15 protein-coding genes are annotated in these 16,493 nt (G+C 69.6%); 12 read left to right on the forward strand and 3 right to left on the reverse strand.

The window, feature by feature from the left end:
* The first annotated feature begins 44 nt into the window (after nt 1-44).
* Together sppA and NM203_RS24895 are read left to right on the forward strand one after the other, a co-directional pair.
* Nucleotides 45-1,817: a signal peptide peptidase SppA gene (gene sppA, locus NM203_RS24890; protein WP_255063262.1), complete on the forward strand. Its 1,773-nt coding sequence runs from the start codon at nt 45-47 to the stop codon at nt 1,815-1,817.
* A gap of 70 nt (nt 1,818-1,887) precedes the next feature.
* Nucleotides 1,888-4,632 (forward strand): ATP-binding protein, encoded by a 2,745-nt coding sequence (locus tag NM203_RS24895; RefSeq protein ID WP_255063263.1) that lies wholly within the window; start codon nt 1,888-1,890, stop codon nt 4,630-4,632.
* Between the two features lie 4 nt (nt 4,633-4,636).
* Here the strand turns inward: NM203_RS24895 and NM203_RS24900 are convergent, their stop codons facing one another.
* Genes NM203_RS24900 through NM203_RS24910 form a run of 3 tightly spaced genes read right to left on the reverse strand, consistent with a single transcriptional unit; the run spans nt 4,637 to nt 7,382 of the window.
* The gene (locus NM203_RS24900; RefSeq protein WP_255063264.1) at nt 4,637-5,545 is read right to left on the reverse strand and encodes an SAM-dependent methyltransferase; all 909 of its coding nucleotides are present in this window, start codon (nt 5,543-5,545) and stop codon (nt 4,637-4,639) included.
* A gap of 10 nt (nt 5,546-5,555) precedes the next feature.
* Nucleotides 5,556-6,464, reverse strand: coding sequence for a class I SAM-dependent methyltransferase (locus tag NM203_RS24905; protein WP_255063265.1), 909 nt, complete (start codon nt 6,462-6,464; stop codon nt 5,556-5,558).
* Nucleotides 6,465-6,476: 12 nt separating this feature from the next.
* Nucleotides 6,477-7,382: a class I SAM-dependent methyltransferase gene (locus NM203_RS24910; RefSeq protein ID WP_255063266.1), complete on the reverse strand. Its 906-nt coding sequence runs from the start codon at nt 7,380-7,382 to the stop codon at nt 6,477-6,479.
* Between the two features lie 237 nt (nt 7,383-7,619).
* Between NM203_RS24910 and secY the strand changes: the two genes are divergently transcribed.
* The 10 genes from secY to NM203_RS24960 are packed head-to-tail and all read left to right on the forward strand — an operon-like array spanning nt 7,620 to nt 16,482.
* Nucleotides 7,620-8,945, forward strand: a complete 1,326-nt coding sequence (gene secY / locus NM203_RS24915) for a preprotein translocase subunit SecY (protein ID WP_255063267.1) — start codon at nt 7,620-7,622, stop codon at nt 8,943-8,945.
* Nucleotides 8,942-9,487, forward strand: coding sequence for an adenylate kinase (locus NM203_RS24920; protein ID WP_255063268.1), 546 nt, complete (start codon nt 8,942-8,944; stop codon nt 9,485-9,487). Before secY ends, NM203_RS24920 begins: the two co-directional genes overlap by 4 nt.
* On the forward strand, nt 9,487-10,290 hold the full coding sequence (gene map / locus NM203_RS24925; RefSeq protein ID WP_255063269.1) for a type I methionyl aminopeptidase: 804 nt from the start codon (nt 9,487-9,489) through the stop codon (nt 10,288-10,290). Before NM203_RS24920 ends, map begins: the two co-directional genes overlap by 1 nt.
* A 59-nt stretch (nt 10,291-10,349) precedes the next feature.
* Complete coding sequence (locus tag NM203_RS24930; RefSeq protein ID WP_255063270.1) at nt 10,350-10,865, forward strand: sigma-70 family RNA polymerase sigma factor; 516 nt, start codon at nt 10,350-10,352, stop codon at nt 10,863-10,865.
* A complete protein-coding gene (locus NM203_RS24935; RefSeq protein WP_255063371.1) occupies nt 10,865-11,572 on the forward strand; it encodes an anti-sigma factor family protein in 708 nt (235 codons plus the stop codon). Before NM203_RS24930 ends, NM203_RS24935 begins: the two co-directional genes overlap by 1 nt.
* A gap of 48 nt (nt 11,573-11,620) precedes the next feature.
* Complete coding sequence (locus NM203_RS24940; RefSeq protein WP_255063271.1) at nt 11,621-13,267, forward strand: thiamine pyrophosphate-binding protein; 1,647 nt, start codon at nt 11,621-11,623, stop codon at nt 13,265-13,267.
* Complete coding sequence (locus NM203_RS24945) at nt 13,248-13,895, forward strand: SRPBCC family protein (protein ID WP_255063272.1); 648 nt, start codon at nt 13,248-13,250, stop codon at nt 13,893-13,895. Before NM203_RS24940 ends, NM203_RS24945 begins: the two co-directional genes overlap by 20 nt.
* Before the next feature lie 7 nt (nt 13,896-13,902).
* Nucleotides 13,903-14,916 carry a 3-oxoacyl-ACP synthase III family protein gene (locus NM203_RS24950; protein WP_255063372.1) on the forward strand — a complete coding sequence of 338 codons (1,014 nt, stop codon included), beginning with the start codon at nt 13,903-13,905 and terminating at the stop codon, nt 14,914-14,916.
* On the forward strand, nt 14,913-15,944 hold the full coding sequence (locus tag NM203_RS24955; RefSeq protein WP_255063273.1) for a pyridoxal phosphate-dependent aminotransferase: 1,032 nt from the start codon (nt 14,913-14,915) through the stop codon (nt 15,942-15,944). Before NM203_RS24950 ends, NM203_RS24955 begins: the two co-directional genes overlap by 4 nt.
* 7 nt (nt 15,945-15,951) lie before the next feature.
* Nucleotides 15,952-16,482 (forward strand): MarR family transcriptional regulator, encoded by a 531-nt coding sequence (locus tag NM203_RS24960; protein ID WP_255063274.1) that lies wholly within the window; start codon nt 15,952-15,954, stop codon nt 16,480-16,482.
* The last annotated feature ends 11 nt before the right edge of the window (nt 16,483-16,493 follow it).

Consider the following 16,493-nt stretch of genomic DNA (forward strand, 5'->3'; position numbering starts at 1 on the left):
TCGACGCGCGGGGGCGTGACGGCGGCCGTCGGTAGGCTCGCAGGATGGTCAGCCTGCTGTCCGGCATTCCCGGAACCGACGAGATTCGAGCCATCGCACGGAAGGTGGACACCGCCCGGCACCACGGCGTGCCCGACGGGTGCGTTCTGGAACTCGACCTTCAGACGGTGCCGCCCGAGTCGGCCGGTTTCGACCCGGTCGCCATGCTCACGGGATCGGGCAAGCCACTGCTGCTGCGCGAGGCCGTGTCGGCGATCCACCGCGCGGCGGACGACGATCGCGTCGCCGCGCTGATCGCGAGGGTGCAACTGCCCGCGGCGTCCGCCGGCCCCGTTCAGGAGTTACGTGCGGCGATCGCGGCGTTCTCCGACGTCAAGCCCTCCATCGCCTGGGCGGAGACGTATCCGGGCACGCTCGCCTACTACCTGGCGTCGGCATTCCGTGAGGTCTGGATGCAGCCGTCGGGCACCGTCGGTCTGGTCGGGTTCGCCACCAGCGCGCTGTTCCTGCGTGGCGCGCTCGAGAAGGCCGGGATCGAGGCGCAATTCATCGCACGGGGTGAGTACAAGTCCGCGGCCAACCTGTTCACCCAGGACAGCTACACCGACGCTCACCGCGAGGCCGACAGCCGACTGATCGAGAGCCTGCACGCGCAGGTGCTCGCCGGAATCGCGGAGTCACGCCACCTCGAGCCCGCGGAGATCGACGCGCTGGCCGATCGCGCGCCGCTGCTGCGCGACGACGCCGTCACCGGGCGGCTCGTCGACCGGATCGGTTTCCGCGACGAGGCCTACGCGCGCATCGCGGAACTGGCGGGCGCACCGGACGTCGCGCCCGACGACGACGACGCGCCCCCGCGACTGTTCCTGTCGCGGTACGCGCGCGCAGGCGGGCCACGGCCGACGCCGAACCTGCCCGGCCGCAAGGCCAAACCGACGATCGCCATCGTGTCGCTGACCGGGCCGATCGTCAGCGGGCGTGGCGGACGTCAGCTCTCGCCGCTGGGGACCTCCGCGGCGGGCGGTGACACCATCGCCGCGGCGCTGCGCGAGGCGGCGGCCGACGACGACGTCGCAGCAGTCGTGCTGCGCGTCGACAGCCCCGGCGGCTCGGTCACCGGCTCCGAGACCATCTGGCGTGAAGTGGTGCGGCTGCGCGAGGCGGGCAAGCCCGTGGTCGCGTCGATGGGTGCGGTCGCCGCATCCGGCGGCTACTACGTGTCCATGGCAGCCGACGCGATCGTCGCCAACGCGGGCACGATCACCGGCTCCATCGGAGTCGTCACCGGCAAGCTCATCGCGCGCGACCTCAAGGATCGCCTCGGGGTGGGATCGGATGCCGTGCGCACCAATCCGAACGCCGACGCCTGGTCGGCGAACGCGCCGTTCACCGACGAACAGCACGCGCACGTCGAGGCCGAGGCCGACCTGTTCTACACCGACTTCGTCAACCGGGTCGCCGAGGGCCGCGCCATGACGCCCGAGGCCGTCGAGAACGTCGCCCGCGGCAGGGTGTGGACGGGCGCCGACGCCAAGGACCGCGGTCTGGTCGACGAGCTCGGCGGGCTGCGCACGGCCGTCGACCGGGCGAAGGCGCTCGCAGGTGTCGCCGCCGACGACGACGTGAACGTGACCTTGCTGCCGGGCTCGGGGTTCCTCGACATGCTGAGGCCCAAACAATCGTCTCAACCCGCCGCTTCGTCGCTGCCGGACGCGTTTGCCGCACTAGTGGGACAGTCGGTCTCGGGTTTGCTGGACCAGGTGGAGAGGTCGCTGACCGGCACCAGTGCGCTCTGGCTGGGTGACCATCGTTACTAGATCTCGCGGTTGACGCTGACTGATCGTGAGTTAGCTGACATGATGGGGGCGTAGGAGGGGAGGGGGAAGGGTGGGGGACGTCGCATCGCTTGATGCCCACGATTTCCTGACCCGTGCGACGTTCAGCCCCGTCGGCTTGGTCATCGAGGGCGCGATGGGCATCGGCAAGACCACGCTCTGGTCGACCGTCGTCGAGCAGGCCAGGGAGCGGGGTTTCCGCGTGCTCTCCGCGCGCGCCGTGCAGGCCGAGTCCGTGCTGGCCTACGCGGTCGTCGCGGATCTGCTCGCCGACGCCGATCCCGCGCTGATCGACGGACTCTCCGCGGTCCAGCGCATCGCCGTGGACCGCGTGTTGCTCAACGACCGGTCGGACGGGCTGGCCACCGACCAGCGCGTGACCGCTGCGGCCTTCACGTCGATCGTGGGGTCGATGGCAGAGCAGGGCCCGTTGCTGATCGCGATCGACGACGTGCAGTGGCTCGACGCGTCCACCCGCGCGGTGATCGGCTTCGCGGCGCGACGGCTCAAGGGCGGCATCGGAATCCTGGTCACCGAACGCACCGGCGGCGTGAGCCACGGCAGCACGCACACGTGGCTGCAGATGTCGGCCGGTCTGGCGTCGCTGCTCGTGCGCCCGATGCCCTTCGGCACGCTGCACGCCGTGGTCCAGAAACGTCTCGGCCGCTCGTTCGCGAAGTCGACGATGACCCGGATCCACGAGATCTCCGGCGGCAACCCGTTTTTCGCCATTGAACTGGCGCGGTCGATCGTGGACTCCGGCGGCGGCACCGGCCGGGAGACGCTGTCGGCGACGCTCTCGGAGGTCATGCGGCTGCGGCTCGCCCCACTCAGCTCCGACGTACGGGAGGCGCTTCTCGCGGCGTCCTGCGTGGCCGATCCGACGGTGGACGTCGTGGCGGCCGCCATCGACCAGGCGATCTACGACGTGGTGGAGACCCTCGAGTTCGCGGAGAACGACGGCGTGGTGACCCTCGACGGCAACCACATCCGCTTCGAGCACCCGCTGCTGGCCCACGGGGTGTACACCCAAGCCAGTGCGGCGGACCGGCGGCGCATGCACCGCGCGCTGGCGGGCGTCGAAACCCACCCCGAGCTCAAGGCGCGGCATCTGGCTCTCGCCACTGTGAGCACCGACCCCGACACGCTCAAGGCACTCGACGCGGCGGCGGAAGCGGCGACGGCGCGTGGTGCGCCCGCCGCCGCCGCGGAACTCTTCGAGCTGGCCATTCAGCGCGGCGGCGACACCCCGATGCGTCGGTTCCGCGCCGCGGCCAGCCTGCTCGCCGCGGGTGATGCGATCGCCGGACGCGCCATGCTGGAGCCGGCGATCGACACCATGCCGCCGGGCACCATGCGCGCCGCCGCCCTGAATCTCCTTGCCGGCCTGTGTGTTCACGCCAACCGGTACCTCGAGGCGATCGGTCATCTCACGGCCGCGTTGCCGCACGCCGCCGAGAACCCGCTGCTGCAGGTGCAGACTCTGCAGATGCTGTCGCTCACGCAGCTGGCCGACGGCGCGTTCGAGGAGTCGCTGCACAACGCGGAACTCGCCGTCGCCGAGGCCGAGCAACTCGGCATCCCACCGCTGACCAGCCAGGTGCTCACCATGTGGGTGATGGCCAACTGCGTCTGCGGCAACGGCGTCGACGAGGCGGCCAACGCCAGGGCGCTCGCGATGGAGGATCACGGCCTGAACGTGCCCATCGCGTTCCGGGCCAGCGCGAGCAACGCGCAACTGCTCGCCTGGAAGGGTGATCTCGTCGCTGCGCGGGCGCAGATCGCCGACGTTCGCCGCCGCAGCGAGGAGCGCGGCGCGGAGTCCGACCTGCTCCACGTCGCCATCCCGACTCTTCAGATCGAACTGTGGAGCGGCAACTTCGACCACGCCGAGGCGGTCGTCCGGGACATCGTCGAACGGGCCGAAGATGTCGGCGGGGAACAGCCGACCGTCATGGCGCAGACCGCCCGAACGGTCATGGCGGCGTATCGCGGCCGCGTCGACGAGGCGCGCATCTACGGCGGCCTCGCTCTCGAGGCGGCGGAACTGTCCGGTGCGCGACGGGTCGGGGAGTGGCCGACGATGATGCTCGGGTTCCTCGAGACGTCGCTGGGCAATTACCCTGCGGCGCTGAACATCCTGCGTGACTTCATCGTGCGGTTTCCCACGACGCCGACCGGTACCGAGCTGAGCACCGCGACGTTCATCCCCGACGCGGTCGAGGCGCTGGTGGCGGTCGGCCGCGCGGACGAGGCCGAACCGCTGGTGGCAGCGCTCGAGGACAACGGTGCGAGGCTGGACCGCCCGTGGATGCTCGCCGTTGGGGCACGGTGTCGCGCAATCGTTCTCGCGGCCGACGGGGATCTGCCGGGGGCGCTGGCGGCCGCGCGACTGGCCGTGGTCGAGCACCAGCGCCTGTCGATGCCGTTCGAGCTGGCGCGGACACAGGTCGTGTTGGGCGAACTGCTCCGCAGGAGTAGGCAGAAGGGTGCGGCCCAGACCCTGAACGAGGCGGTCGCGGCGTTCGATCGGATGGGTGCCGCACTGTGGGCGCAGCGGGCCAGGGACGAGCTGTCCCGCACCGTCGTGGGTCGCACGGACGGCGTGGACCTGACACCGGGGGAGCGGCGCGTCGCCGAGCGGGCGGCGGCCGGGCTGTCCAACAAGGAGATCGCCGTCGAGTTGCACGTGTCGGTCAAGACCGTGGAGAGCAACCTCAGCAACGCCTACCGCAAGCTCGGTATCCGCTCGCGCTCGCAACTGGCCGGCCGGCTGGCCGACGCCGTCGCCACCTGAGGCGTCAGCCCAGCACTGCGCTGACGTAGCTCAGGTCGCCGAACGAGGCGGTCAGTTCGTTGTCAGGGAACTCGAAACCGTTGTCCGCGTGTGCGGCTCGGGCGTCGATCTCGGTGACCGTCCAGCCGAGCCCACCGAGGTGGTCGACGACGTTGGTGCGCTCACCCGTGAAGACGAGCTGCTCCATGTCGATGGTCGAGCCGAGCTCGCGCATCTTGTCCGTGATCTCCCTGGGCCTGCCGCCGACGAACGTCGCCACGTCGTGCACCCGCTCGGTCGCCAGTCGGCTACCGGGCGCCGAGAGGGTGGTGATGGCGTCGAAGAGCTTGTCCTGGGCGTCCGACGGCAGGTAGATCAAAAGCCCCTCGGCGATCCACGCCGTCGGCTGGGAGGGGTCGAAGCCGTTGTCACGCAGTGCCTTCGGCCAGTCCTCGCGCAGATCGACGGCGACGACGCGATGGGTGACGCGGGGCGCGGCGCCCAATCCGGCCAGCGTCCGGGTTTTGAAGGCGATGACTTCGGGCTGGTCGACCTCGTAGACGACGGTGCCCTGCGGCCACGGCAGCCGGTAGGAGCGCGCGTCCAGACCCGCGGCGAGGATCACCGCCTGGCGTACGCCCGCCGCCGCCGCGTCCAGGAACAACTGGTCGAAGAACCGGGTGCGGACCGCCATGCTCTCGGCTGCCAGCCGCACAGTGAACGACGGGTCGACGTCTTCGAACGCGACCTCACCATCGAGGATCCGGTTGACGAAGTCCACGCCGACCGCCCGCACCAGCGGCTCGGCGAACGGATCGTCGATGAGCCCCTCGCGGTGAGCGAGGACGCGCTGCCCCGCCACCATGGTCGCCGTCGCGCCGACGCTCGACGCGAGATCCCAACTGTCACCGGGACTTCTGCTCGTTCTGTCCATAGTTCCCTCGCTACGTCAGCGTCGCGGCGAGGTACCCGGAGTTGGAGCCCTCGAACGCCAGCATCTCATCGTCGGGTCGGAACCCCTGCGCGGCGAAGGCCTGCTCGGTCGTGAGCAGTTCCGTACGCCACCCCTTCGCGGCCAAGTAGTCGGCGGCCGTATTCCGCTCGCCCGCGTAGAACAGGTCGGCGAGGTTGATGCTCGAGCCGATGCGGCGCGACCGCTCGGTGAGCTTGTCCGCCCAGTCGTCCGGAAGGCTCGACATGTCCATCTGCTCGGTGGCGATCCGGCTGCCCGGCGCGGACAGTGCCGTCACGTCGTCGAGCAGCTTGTCCTGCGCTGCGGGCGGCAGGTAGATCAACAGCCCCTCGGCGATCCACGCCGTCGGTCGGCTCGCGTCGAAGCCCGCGGCGGTCAGGGCGGCGGGCCAGTCGTCGCGCAGGTCGATCGCGACGGTGCGCCGCTGCGCCGACGGTTCGGCGCCCAGTTCGGCGAGCGTGTTCGACTTGAAGGTGATCACCTCGGGCTGGTCGAGTTCGAACACCGTGGTGCCCGTGGGCCAGGGCAGGCGGTAGGCGCGGGTATCCAGTCCGGCGGCGAGGATGACCGCCTGCCGGATGCCGGCTTCGGTTGCAGCGGTGAAGAAGTCGTCGAAGAACCGGGTGCGTACCGTCATCTGCTCGCTCATCGCGCGCCTGTTGAGCACCGGGTCGTCAGTTCCGACCCTGCCCTCGATGAGGTCGACGAAGTGCTGGATGCCGACGGCGCGGACCAGTGGCTCGGCGAATCGGTCGTCGAGTAATGCATCCGGCCCCTGCGATGCGATGGCGCGAGACGCGGCGACCGCCGTCGCCGTTGCTCCCACGCTGGTGGCCAGATCCCAGCTGTCCCCGTCGAACCGGGTGTCGGTGTTCGTCATTCGGTGAGCTCCTCAACTCAGTGTGGCCGTCACGGCCAACGATTCGCGCATCGGCGCCAGCAAATCGTTCTCGGGGAAGTCGCGGTTGTAGCGCGCGAACATCTCGGATCGGGGTGCGGTCGTCACCCGCCACCCGTGCTCGGTGAGGTAGTCGGCGACGGCGCGTCGCTCACCGGCGTAGAAGAGGTCGGGGAGGTTGACGCGGAAGCCGTGGTCGCCCCACGCGTCGCTGACGGCGGCCGCGCGCTCGCTCATGCTCGCGCCGCCGTCGGGGTGGTATTCCGTCGCCAGCGCGCTACCCGGCGCGGACATGGCGGTGATGTCGTCGAACAGCCTGTCCTGCGCCTCGGGCGGGAGGTAGACGAGCAGTCCCTCGGTGCTCCACGCCGTCGGCAGTGCCGGATCGAAGCCCGCGCTGCGCAGCGCAGCGGGCCAGTCGTCGCGCAGATCCACCGCGACGATCCGCCGATCGCACGTCGGATGCGCACCCAGGTGCGTCATCGCAGCGGTCTTGGCCTCGATGACCTGAGGCTGATCCAGTTCGAAGACCGTCGCGCCGTCCGGCCAGGGCAGCCGGTAGGCGCGGGAGTCCAGACCCGAGGCCAGGATCACCGACTGCTGGACACCGTCCCTCGAGGCGTTCAGGAAGAAGTCGTCGAAGAACCGCGTGCGCACCGCCATGATCGTCGTCATCAGGCGGGCCACCCCGCTGTCGTCGGCGTCCCCGACGTCGAGGGTCCCGTCGACGAGCTTGGTGAAGAAGTCGATGCCGACCGCGCGGACCAGACCCTCGGCGTAGGGGTCGCTGATCAGCGCGTCCGGCTCGCGGGAGGCGAGGGCGCGCGCCGCCGCGACCATGGTGGCCGTCGCGCCCACACTCGACGCCAGATCCCAGCTATCCGAGTCCGAACGCGTCATCGCGGTCCCCGATCAATAGTTAGGTGATGTAATGACTTCGGCCGACTGTACGCCCGTTCCTGACCGCACGGGTGGGCGGTGATTCTGCTCCTGACTGTTACTCTCGTAGACTGTTCGACGCGCGACGTCGCTGGCTGCGGGAATGCTCCGCGACCTGGTACGCGGAACGCGCACGACTTAACCAAACGCTGGTAACAGCCCCGTAGGCATGCCGCTCCCGGCTGCGCAGGAGGAAGAGTGCTTTCGGCTTTCATCTCGTCGTTGCGGACGGCCGACCTCAGGCGCAAGATCCTCTTCACGCTTGGCATCGTCATCCTGTACCGCGTCGGCGCCTCGGTGCCGTCTCCCGGTGTCAACTACCCCAACGTGCAGAAATGCATCGAACAGGTGCAGGGCGGCGACTCGGCGCAGATCTACTCGCTGATCAACCTGTTCTCCGGTGGCGCCCTGCTGCAGCTGTCGGTGTTCGCGGTCGGCGTAATGCCGTACATCACCGCGAGCATCATCGTGCAGCTGCTCACCGTCGTCATCCCGCGCTTCGAACAGCTGCGCAAGGAAGGCCAGTCCGGCCAGGCCAAGATGACGCAGTACACGCGGTACCTGTCGATCGCGCTGGCGATCCTGCAGGCCACCTCGATCGTCGCGCTCGCGGCCAACGGCGGCCTGCTGCAGGGCTGCTCGCTGGACATCATCCAGGACTCGGGCATCTTCACCCTCGTCGTCATCGTGCTGGTGCTGACCGCGGGCGCCGCGCTCGTCATGTGGATGGGTGAGCTCGTCACCGAGCGCGGCATCGGCAACGGTATGTCGCTGCTGATCTTCGCGGGCATCGCCGCCCGCATCCCGGCCGAGGGCAAGACCATCCTCGACAGCCGCGGCGGCCCCGTCTTCGCCGCGGTCTGCGTCGCCGCGCTGATCATCATCATCGGCGTCGTGTTCGTCGAGCAGGGCCAGCGCCGCATCCCGGTGCAGTACGCCAAGCGCATGGTGGGCCGCCGCATGTACGGCGGCACGTCGACCTACCTGCCGCTCAAGGTCAACCAGGCCGGCGTCATCCCGGTGATCTTCGCGTCGTCGCTGATCTACATCCCGCACCTGATCACCCAGCTGATCACCAGCGGTAGCCCGGACGCCGCCAACGGCTGGTGGTCGAAATTCGTCGCGAACTACCTGACTAACCCGGCCAGCCCCGCCTACATCGCGATCTACTTCGGGTTGATCATCTTCTTCACGTACTTCTACGTGTCGATCACGTTCAACCCCGACGAGCGCGCCGACGAGATGAAGAAGTTCGGTGGCTTCATCCCCGGCATCCGACCCGGTAAGCCCACCGCCGACTATCTGCGCTACGTGCTCAGTCGCATTACGCTTCCCGGATCGATCTACCTCGGTGTGATCGCCGTGCTGCCGAACCTCTTCCTCGAGATCGGCAACACCGGCTCGGTGCAGAACCTGCCGTTCGGTGGCACTGCGGTGCTCATCATGATCGGCGTCGGACTCGACACCGTGAAGCAGATCGAGAGCCAGCTCATGCAGCGCAATTACGAAGGGTTCCTCAAGTGAGAATCGTTTTGCTTGGCCCGCCCGGCGCGGGCAAGGGCACCCAGGCGGAGAAGCTGGCCGAGAAGCTGCAGATCCCGCACATCTCGACGGGCGACCTGTTCCGGTACAACATCACCAACGAGACCGAGCTCGGCCTCGAGGCCAAGAAGTACCTCGACGCGGGCGACCTCGTCCCCGCCACGCTCACCAATGCGCTCGTCGACGACCGGCTCGACAACGCCGACGCGGCGGAGGGATTCATCCTCGACGGGTACCCGCGCTCGGTCGAGCAGGCCGAAGCACTGCGCGACATGCTCGCCAAGCGCAGCCTCAAGCTCGACGCGGTCGTCGAGTTCCGGGTCTCCGAGGACGAGTTGCTGACGCGGTTGAAGTCGCGCGGCCGGGCCGACGACACCGAGGACGTCATCCTCAACCGCATGAAGGTCTACCGCGACGAGACCGCTCCGCTGCTCGACTACTACTCGGCAGAGCTGAAGACGGTTGACGCCATCGGCAGCCTCGACGAGGTGTTCGCGCGAGCACTGCAGGCTCTCGGCAAGTAATGATCGGCCTGCCGGGGCTGCGTAGTCGCAAGGTCGTTCCGCAGCGGACCCCTGGTGAACTCGACGCCATGGCGGCGGCCGGGGCGCTGGTCGCGGCCGCCTTGCAGGCGGTGCGCGCTGCGGCGGCACCGGGTGTCTCGACGCTCGATCTCGATCGCGTCGCCGAAGCCGTCATCCGGGACGGGGGCGGCATCCCGTCGTTCCTCGGCTATCACGGGTTCCCCGCCAGCATCTGCTCGTCGGTCAACGACCGCGTCGTGCACGGCATCCCGACGGCCGACGAGATCCTCGCCTCGGGCGACCTGGTGTCCATCGACTGCGGCGCGATCCTCGACGACTGGCACGGTGACTCGGCGTTCACGTTCGGTGTCGGCCCGCTGATCCCCGCCGACGAGTTGCTGTCCGAGGCGACCCGGCTCTCGATGGAGGCGGGCATCGCCGCGATGGTGCCGGGCAACCGGCTCACCGACGTCTCGCACGCCATCGAGACCGGGACCCACGACGCCGAGGAGGCGCACGGCCGCACGTACGGCATCGTCGCAGGCTACGGCGGCCACGGCATCGGCAGGCAGATGCACATGGACCCGTTCCTGGCCAACGAGGGTGCTCCCGGCCGCGGGCCGTACCTGGCACCCGGTTCGGTGCTGGCCATCGAGCCGATGCTCACGCTCGGCACCGTCAACACCAAGGTGCTCGCCGACGAGTGGACCGTCGTCACGTCCGACGGCAGCCGCGCCGCGCACTGGGAGCACACCGTTGCCGCAACCGAGGACGGGCCGCGCATTCTGACGCTTCCTGCGTGATCTGACGTCCGACTGAACCGCTCAGCGGTCCGCAGCGTGTTAACCAGCGGAGGTTGGGAATGGACGATCACGAGGCCGCCATGATGCGGGTGCTCTACGACGAGCACGCCGGCGCACTATGGCGCTACGTCATGCGGCTCACCGGTGACGCGGCACGCGCCGAGGACGTCGTCCAGGAGACACTGCTGCGTGCCTGGCGGCATCCGGAGGTGAGCGCCGACACCGATCGGCCCGCGCGCGCCTGGCTGTTCACGGTGGCCCGCAACCTCATCATCGACGAACGCCGCAGCGCGCGATGGCGCAACGAGACGGGCACCGCCGAGGTGGAGGCCATCGCCGACCGCGCGGGACCCGACGAGGTCGACGGCGCCCTGGACCGGCTGCTGCTCGGCACCGCGATGAGTGAGCTGTCCGCCGACCACCGCGCCGTCGTTCTCCGCGCGTACTACAAGGGTCTCAGCGTCGCGCAGATCGCGGCTGATCTGCAGATCGCCGAGGGCACCGTGAAATCGCGGTTGCACTACGCGGTCCGCGCGTTGCGGCTCAACCTGCAGGAGATGGGGGTGACACGATGATGCCGTCTGGAGACCGGTACGTGACGTGGGACGCCGCGTACGTCCTGGGCTCGCTGTCCAGCGCCGAACGGCGCGAGTACGAGGCGCACCTGGAGATGTGCGACCGGTGCCGCACCGCCGTGGCCGACCTCAGCGGCATGCCGGCGCTGCTGGCGATGCTCGACACCGCCGACGTGGAGGCGCTGACGAGCGAACAGGAGCCGCCGCCGTTGCGTCCCGAGCTGCGCCAGCAGGTGCTCGACAGGGTGCGGTGGCGCCGCCGCCGTGCGCGGCTGCTGACCACGGTGGTCGTCAGCATGGCCGCGGCCGTGCTCGCCACCGGGTTGGTGATCGCGATTCGGCCGGAACTCGTCGGCCTGCAGAGCGGCGCGACGACGCAGTCCACCGCGCAGGAACTTCCGATGACCGAGCTCGTCGAGACGCCGTTCAGCGCCACCGTGGCGCTGAACAGCTTCGCCTGGGGCACGCGCATCGACATGGCGTGCTCGTACGGCGACTGGTCGGGTGGCGGCGGTCCGCCGCCGAGCAATCTCGGCATGGTCGTCGTCGATCGCGACGGCCGTCGCGCGCAGATCGCCACCTGGCTGGGAATGTCCGGGGCCACGGCGCTGCCCAGCGGCAACACGCCGACGCCGATCGCCGACATCGCGTCGGTGCAGCTGGTGTCGGCCGACACCGGGAAGGTGCTGCTCGAGCGGACGCTGTGAGTTCACCGGGCAGGTGAACCCCGGTGCCGCCCGCATCGTGTCACCGGTATGGCCAGCAGGAGTCGGGCGGTCGACTACATAGTCGACCAACTCGCAAGTCGTGGAATCGGTTTCGTGTTCGGCGTCGACGGCGCGAACATCGAGGACCTCTTCGACGCGCTGCGAAGCCATCCCGACATCACCGGCGTCCTCGCCAAGCACGAGTTCGCCGCCGCCACGATGGCCGACGGGTACAGCCGAGCGGGTGCGGAAGTCGGCGTGGTGGCCGCCACCTCGGGCGGCGGTGCGCTCAATCTCATTGCGGGGCTGGGGGAGTCGTACTCCAGTCGAATTCCGGTGCTGGCCCTGATAGGCCAGTCGCCCACCGCGCTGGACGGCCAGGGCGGGTTTCAGGACACCAGCGGTCGCGGTGGCTCGCTCGATGCGCTGCGGCTCTTCTCGGCGGTCTCGGTGTACTGCAGGCGGGTCGAGAACCCGGCCGATATCGGCACCCTGCTGGCCGAGGCGCTGGTGGCCGCCCGGCAGGGTGGCCCGGCGGTGCTGCTGTTACCGAAGGACGTGCAGCAGAGCGAGATCCGCGTGTCGAGGACGGTGTCCGTACCGAGCCACCGCCGCACCCCCGACCCGCGGCCGGTCGCCGATCTGCTCGGCCGCACACCTGGCCGGGTCGTGATCATCGCCGGAGCCCAGGTCGCCCGCGACGACGCCCGTGCCGAGTTCGAGGCCCTGCGCGACGTGCTCGGCGCCGCTGTCATCGCGGCCCCCGACGCCAGGGACGTCAGCCCCGATGCACCCGTCGCGGGGGTGATGGGTCACCCGGACGTGGGTGACGCCATCGGGGACTGCGAGGTGTGCCTGCTGGTCGGCACCCGGCTGCCCGTCACCACGCGGGTGGGCATCGAGCACGCGCGGACGTCGACCCCGACGCTGTCGATCGGAGCGGAGACGCCGTTCGTGCCGGCGGTGCACGTGCACTCCGACGACCTGCGACGGTCGCTTGCGCAGCTGACCGACCAGCTGCGGGACCGGCCGCGAAGCGAACCGGTAGCCATGTCGCACAACGCGTTACAGCCACCGACGCACGACGGCCCCGGCGTGCGCTACGGCGATGCGATGACCGTGCTCGACGAGGAACTGCCGGGTGACGCGGACGTGGTGGTCGACGCGGGGAACAGCGGCGCCGCGGCGATTCACCTCCTGCCGGCACGCCGCGACGGGCGCTTCGTCGTCGCACTCGGGATGGGTGGCATGGGCTTCAGCTTCGGTGCCGCCATCGGCATGTGCTTCGCGCGCGGGCGCCGAACGGTGGTGCTGGCCGGTGACGGGTCGTTCTTCATGCACGGGATGGAGATCCACACCGCCGTTCAGTACGGGCTGCCGCTGACCGTGGTGCTGTTCAACAACAACGCGCACGCGATGTGCGTGACCCGCGAGCGACTGTTCTACGGCGGCCTCGACAGCCGTAACCGCTTCACCACCAGCCGGCTCGGCGCCGGCCTCGCCGCGATGTTCCCCGGTCTGCCGTCCAGCGACGTCGCCGACGTCGAATCGATGCGGACCGCGCTGCGTGCGGCGCTGGCCCACGACGGTCCCGCCGTCATCAGCGTCGACTGCTCCGCCGACGAGATCCCGCCCTTCGCAGCATTTCTCACCACTACCACCAAGGAGGCCCACCGTGTCGCTGCCCGCACTTGACGACATCACCGCGCCGCTGGACGGTCTCGTCCGCATCGAAACCTCGCCGCGGGAGCGCGCCACGCCGATCATCATGGAGATGATGCGGTCGGTGTACCCGCACGACCAGGTCTTCGGCGAGTACTGCACCGTCAACGACTACGTCGACTGCCCACCCGACGACCTGTTCGGCTGGCTCGCCGACACGCGCAGCCTCGAGGAGTGGACCTACAGCCTGCGAGGCTTCACCCCGACGGACGACGCCGGGCTGTGGCTGGCCTACGACCGGCTCGGCTCGGACACCGAGATCTACACTCGCACCGTCGCGAACCGCGAGGCACGCACCGTCGACTACCACTGCGCGTGGGATCAGGGCAGGCACCTCTGGATGATCTACCTGATGCGCGTGGTCGACGCCCAACTCGTCCTCGACAAGCCGGGATCGGTGGTGCTGTGGACGAACTGCCACCACCCGTTCTACGACGAGAACCCGTACCCCGAGACCGCCCCGCCGCAACGGCCGGTGTGGGTCGGCGACTTCTGGGACATGTTCGGCGCGGGGCACCTGCTGGAACTGCGCAACCTCAAGGCGATCGCCGAGTACCGGCACCGCAACGGACTGCCGGTGACACCGGCCTGGATGAGCTGAGGAGCGCATCGTGGTCAGCCTCATCGACGTCTCGACCTACCTGCCGGGCCCGCCGGTCGAGGCGGACTACTACGCCCGGTTCGCCGAGTCCGACGACCTGCGCGACAACCTGATGTTCCGCGCTCCGCGGCGACGCCATCACGTGGCCGACGACGAGACCTCGGTCGACATGGTGGAGCGTGCCGCGGCGGGCCTCGTCGACCGCCACGGCGCCGATGTGCTCGCCGGCGTCGACGTGCTGATCACCCACACCCAGCTGCCGGACGTGCCGTTCTACGGCAGCGGGGGTGCCATCGCACACCGCCTCGGCATGCGGCCCGGCACGGTGATCGACCTGCACAACGGCGGCTGCGCGGCATTCGTGTTGGGGCTCAAGCTGGCTCGCACCCTCATCGCGGCGGGGGAGGGCCGCACCGCGCTGTTGGCGGTGGTGCAGAACGCGGCGGGCCAGGTGTTCGAGCAGCCGAGCGTTCGGCGCAAGGCGCAGGCGGCGGTACCGGGGGACGGCGCGGCGGTCGGGCTGGTGACCGCATCGGACGAGTCGCCGATCCTCGACGTCGAGTGCCGCACCTACGGCGAGTACGCCGGTGACATGACCATCGCGATCGACCCGCCGCGCAAGTGGTGGCAGGCCGGACCGGGGGAGGGTTACATCGGGTTCACCGAGGGCAAGATCACCAAGGTGCTGGCCCGCGGCAACCGCCAGGTGCCCGAGGTCGCGTACGCGGTGTGCGACCGAATCGGCGTCGCGCCAAAGGATCTCGACCTGTTGGTGACCAATCAGCCCAACCGGGTGTTCCTGCGCAACTGGCGCGAGGCGCTGGAACTGCCCGACGCACGCCACGTCGACACGTTCGACGACTGCGGCAACCTGTTCGCCGCGGGCATCCCGGTGAACCTGGACCGGGCGATCGGTTCGGGCGCGCTGGCGAAGGGCGACGTCGTGATGATGGCGGCGTTCGCGCACGCCGGTGACTTCGCCGGGGCCGCGGCGGTCAGGTGGGGAGGACGCATCGCATGACGGGGAGTCACGCCACCGCTCACGCCGTCGACGCCCTGACTCCCGCGGTGGACCCGTTCGCGTTGTCGCTCAACGAGAATCCGTTCCCCCCGCTGCCGTCGGTGCGCGCCGCGCTGGCCGCCTCGCTCGACACCGCGAACCGCTACCCGGAGTTCCTGCCCGACCGGTTGCGGTCGCTGATCGCGGCGCGCGTCGGAGTCGGCGACGCGCAGGTGGTGGTCGGTGCGGGGGCGACCGGCGTGATGGTTCAGGTGCTGCACGCGGTCACCAGCCCCGGCGACGCGGTCGTGATGGCGGCCCCGACGTTCGACGGCTACCCGATCTTCGCGCAGATGGCGCGACTGCGATCGGTACCGGTGGCACTCGACGCACACGGCAGGCACGACCTGAACGCGATGGCCGAGGCGGCGCAGCGTGCTCGCGTCGTCGTGCTGTGCCGTCCGCACAATCCGACCGGCACGGTGGAAGCGGCCGCCGACGTCGAAGACTTCCTGGCGCGCGTGCCCTCGGACACCGTCGTCGTGCTGGACGAGGCGTACGTCGAGTTCCTGGCGCCCCAGCACCGGATCGACGCCCCCGCACTGGTGGCCCGGCACCCGAACGTCGTGGTGCTGCGAACGTTCTCGAAGGCCTACGGGCTCGCGGGCCTGCGCATCGGCTACGGCTTCTGCGCACCGGAGCTGGCCCGCAGCCTGTGGACGATGCAGATCCCGTTCGGCATCGGTACCACCGGACTGGTCGGCGTGGCCGCCTCCTACGACGCGGAAGCTGAACTGCAGCAGCGCATTCGAACGATCTGTGCGGAAGGGCGCTATCTGCGGGCGCGGTTGCGGGCGATGGGCGTCTACAGCACCGACAGTCACGCCAACTTCGTCTATCTGCCAGCCCGCGCGACGCCGTGGCGTGAGGTGTTCGGCCGCACTCGCCTGCGGGTGCGCAGCTACGCCGACGGCGGGGTGCGGATCAGTGTCGGCGGCCGCAGTTCGTCGTGTGCCGTGCTCGCGGCGGTGGCACCGGGTGCGGTATGAAGAGCCCGTGTCCCCCGCCCAGAGATCCGACGCGGAGAAGCCCGACGGCGCCAAGCCCGACCCCATCGCGCTGGCCCGCGCGAACTGGGAGAGGGCGGGTTGGGGTGAGGTCGCCGACGGGATGGTCGCCGTCACGTCGGTGATGCGGGCGCACCAGATCCTGCTGGCCAGGGTGGAAGCGGCGCTGCGGCCCTACGACCTGAGCTTCTCCCGCTTCGAACTGCTGCGGCTGCTCGCGTTCTCGCACGCCGGAGCGCTGCCGATCACGAAGGCGTCAGACAGGTTGCAGGTGCACGTCACCAGCGTCACCCACGCGATCCGCAGGCTGGAGGCCGACGGCCTCGTCGAGCGGCTCCCGCACCCCACCGACGGACGCACCACCCTGGTCCAGCTGACCGACCTCGGGCGGTCCACGGTCGAGGACGCCACCGTGACGCTGAACAACGACGTGTTCGCCGACATCGGGATCTCCGACGACTCATCACGGACGCTGGCCGCTGCGATCGAGGCGCTGCGTCACCACGCGGGAGATTTCTGAGGCCGCACCGG

Source organism: Mycolicibacterium arenosum (assembly GCF_024320865.1).
Classification (GTDB): domain Bacteria; phylum Actinomycetota; class Actinomycetes; order Mycobacteriales; family Mycobacteriaceae; genus Mycobacterium; species Mycobacterium arenosum.

Excerpts from the sequence above, each read along its gene's own strand:
- sppA (WP_255063262.1), top strand. The coding sequence starts at position 45 with ATGGTCAGCCTGCTGTCCGGCATTCCCGGAACCGACGAGATTCGAGCC.
- NM203_RS24900 (WP_255063264.1), bottom strand. The coding sequence starts at position 5,545 with ATGGACAGAACGAGCAGAAGTCCCGGTGACAGTTGGGATCTCGCGTCG.
- NM203_RS24905 (WP_255063265.1), bottom strand. The coding sequence starts at position 6,464 with ATGACGAACACCGACACCCGGTTCGACGGGGACAGCTGGGATCTGGCC.
- NM203_RS24910 (WP_255063266.1), bottom strand. The coding sequence starts at position 7,382 with ATGACGCGTTCGGACTCGGATAGCTGGGATCTGGCGTCGAGTGTGGGC.
- map (WP_255063269.1), top strand. The coding sequence starts at position 9,487 with ATGATCGGCCTGCCGGGGCTGCGTAGTCGCAAGGTCGTTCCGCAGCGG.
- NM203_RS24930 (WP_255063270.1), top strand. The coding sequence starts at position 10,350 with ATGGACGATCACGAGGCCGCCATGATGCGGGTGCTCTACGACGAGCAC.
- NM203_RS24935 (WP_255063371.1), top strand. The coding sequence starts at position 10,865 with ATGCCGTCTGGAGACCGGTACGTGACGTGGGACGCCGCGTACGTCCTG.
- NM203_RS24940 (WP_255063271.1), top strand. The coding sequence starts at position 11,621 with ATGGCCAGCAGGAGTCGGGCGGTCGACTACATAGTCGACCAACTCGCA.
- NM203_RS24955 (WP_255063273.1), top strand. The coding sequence starts at position 14,913 with ATGACGGGGAGTCACGCCACCGCTCACGCCGTCGACGCCCTGACTCCC.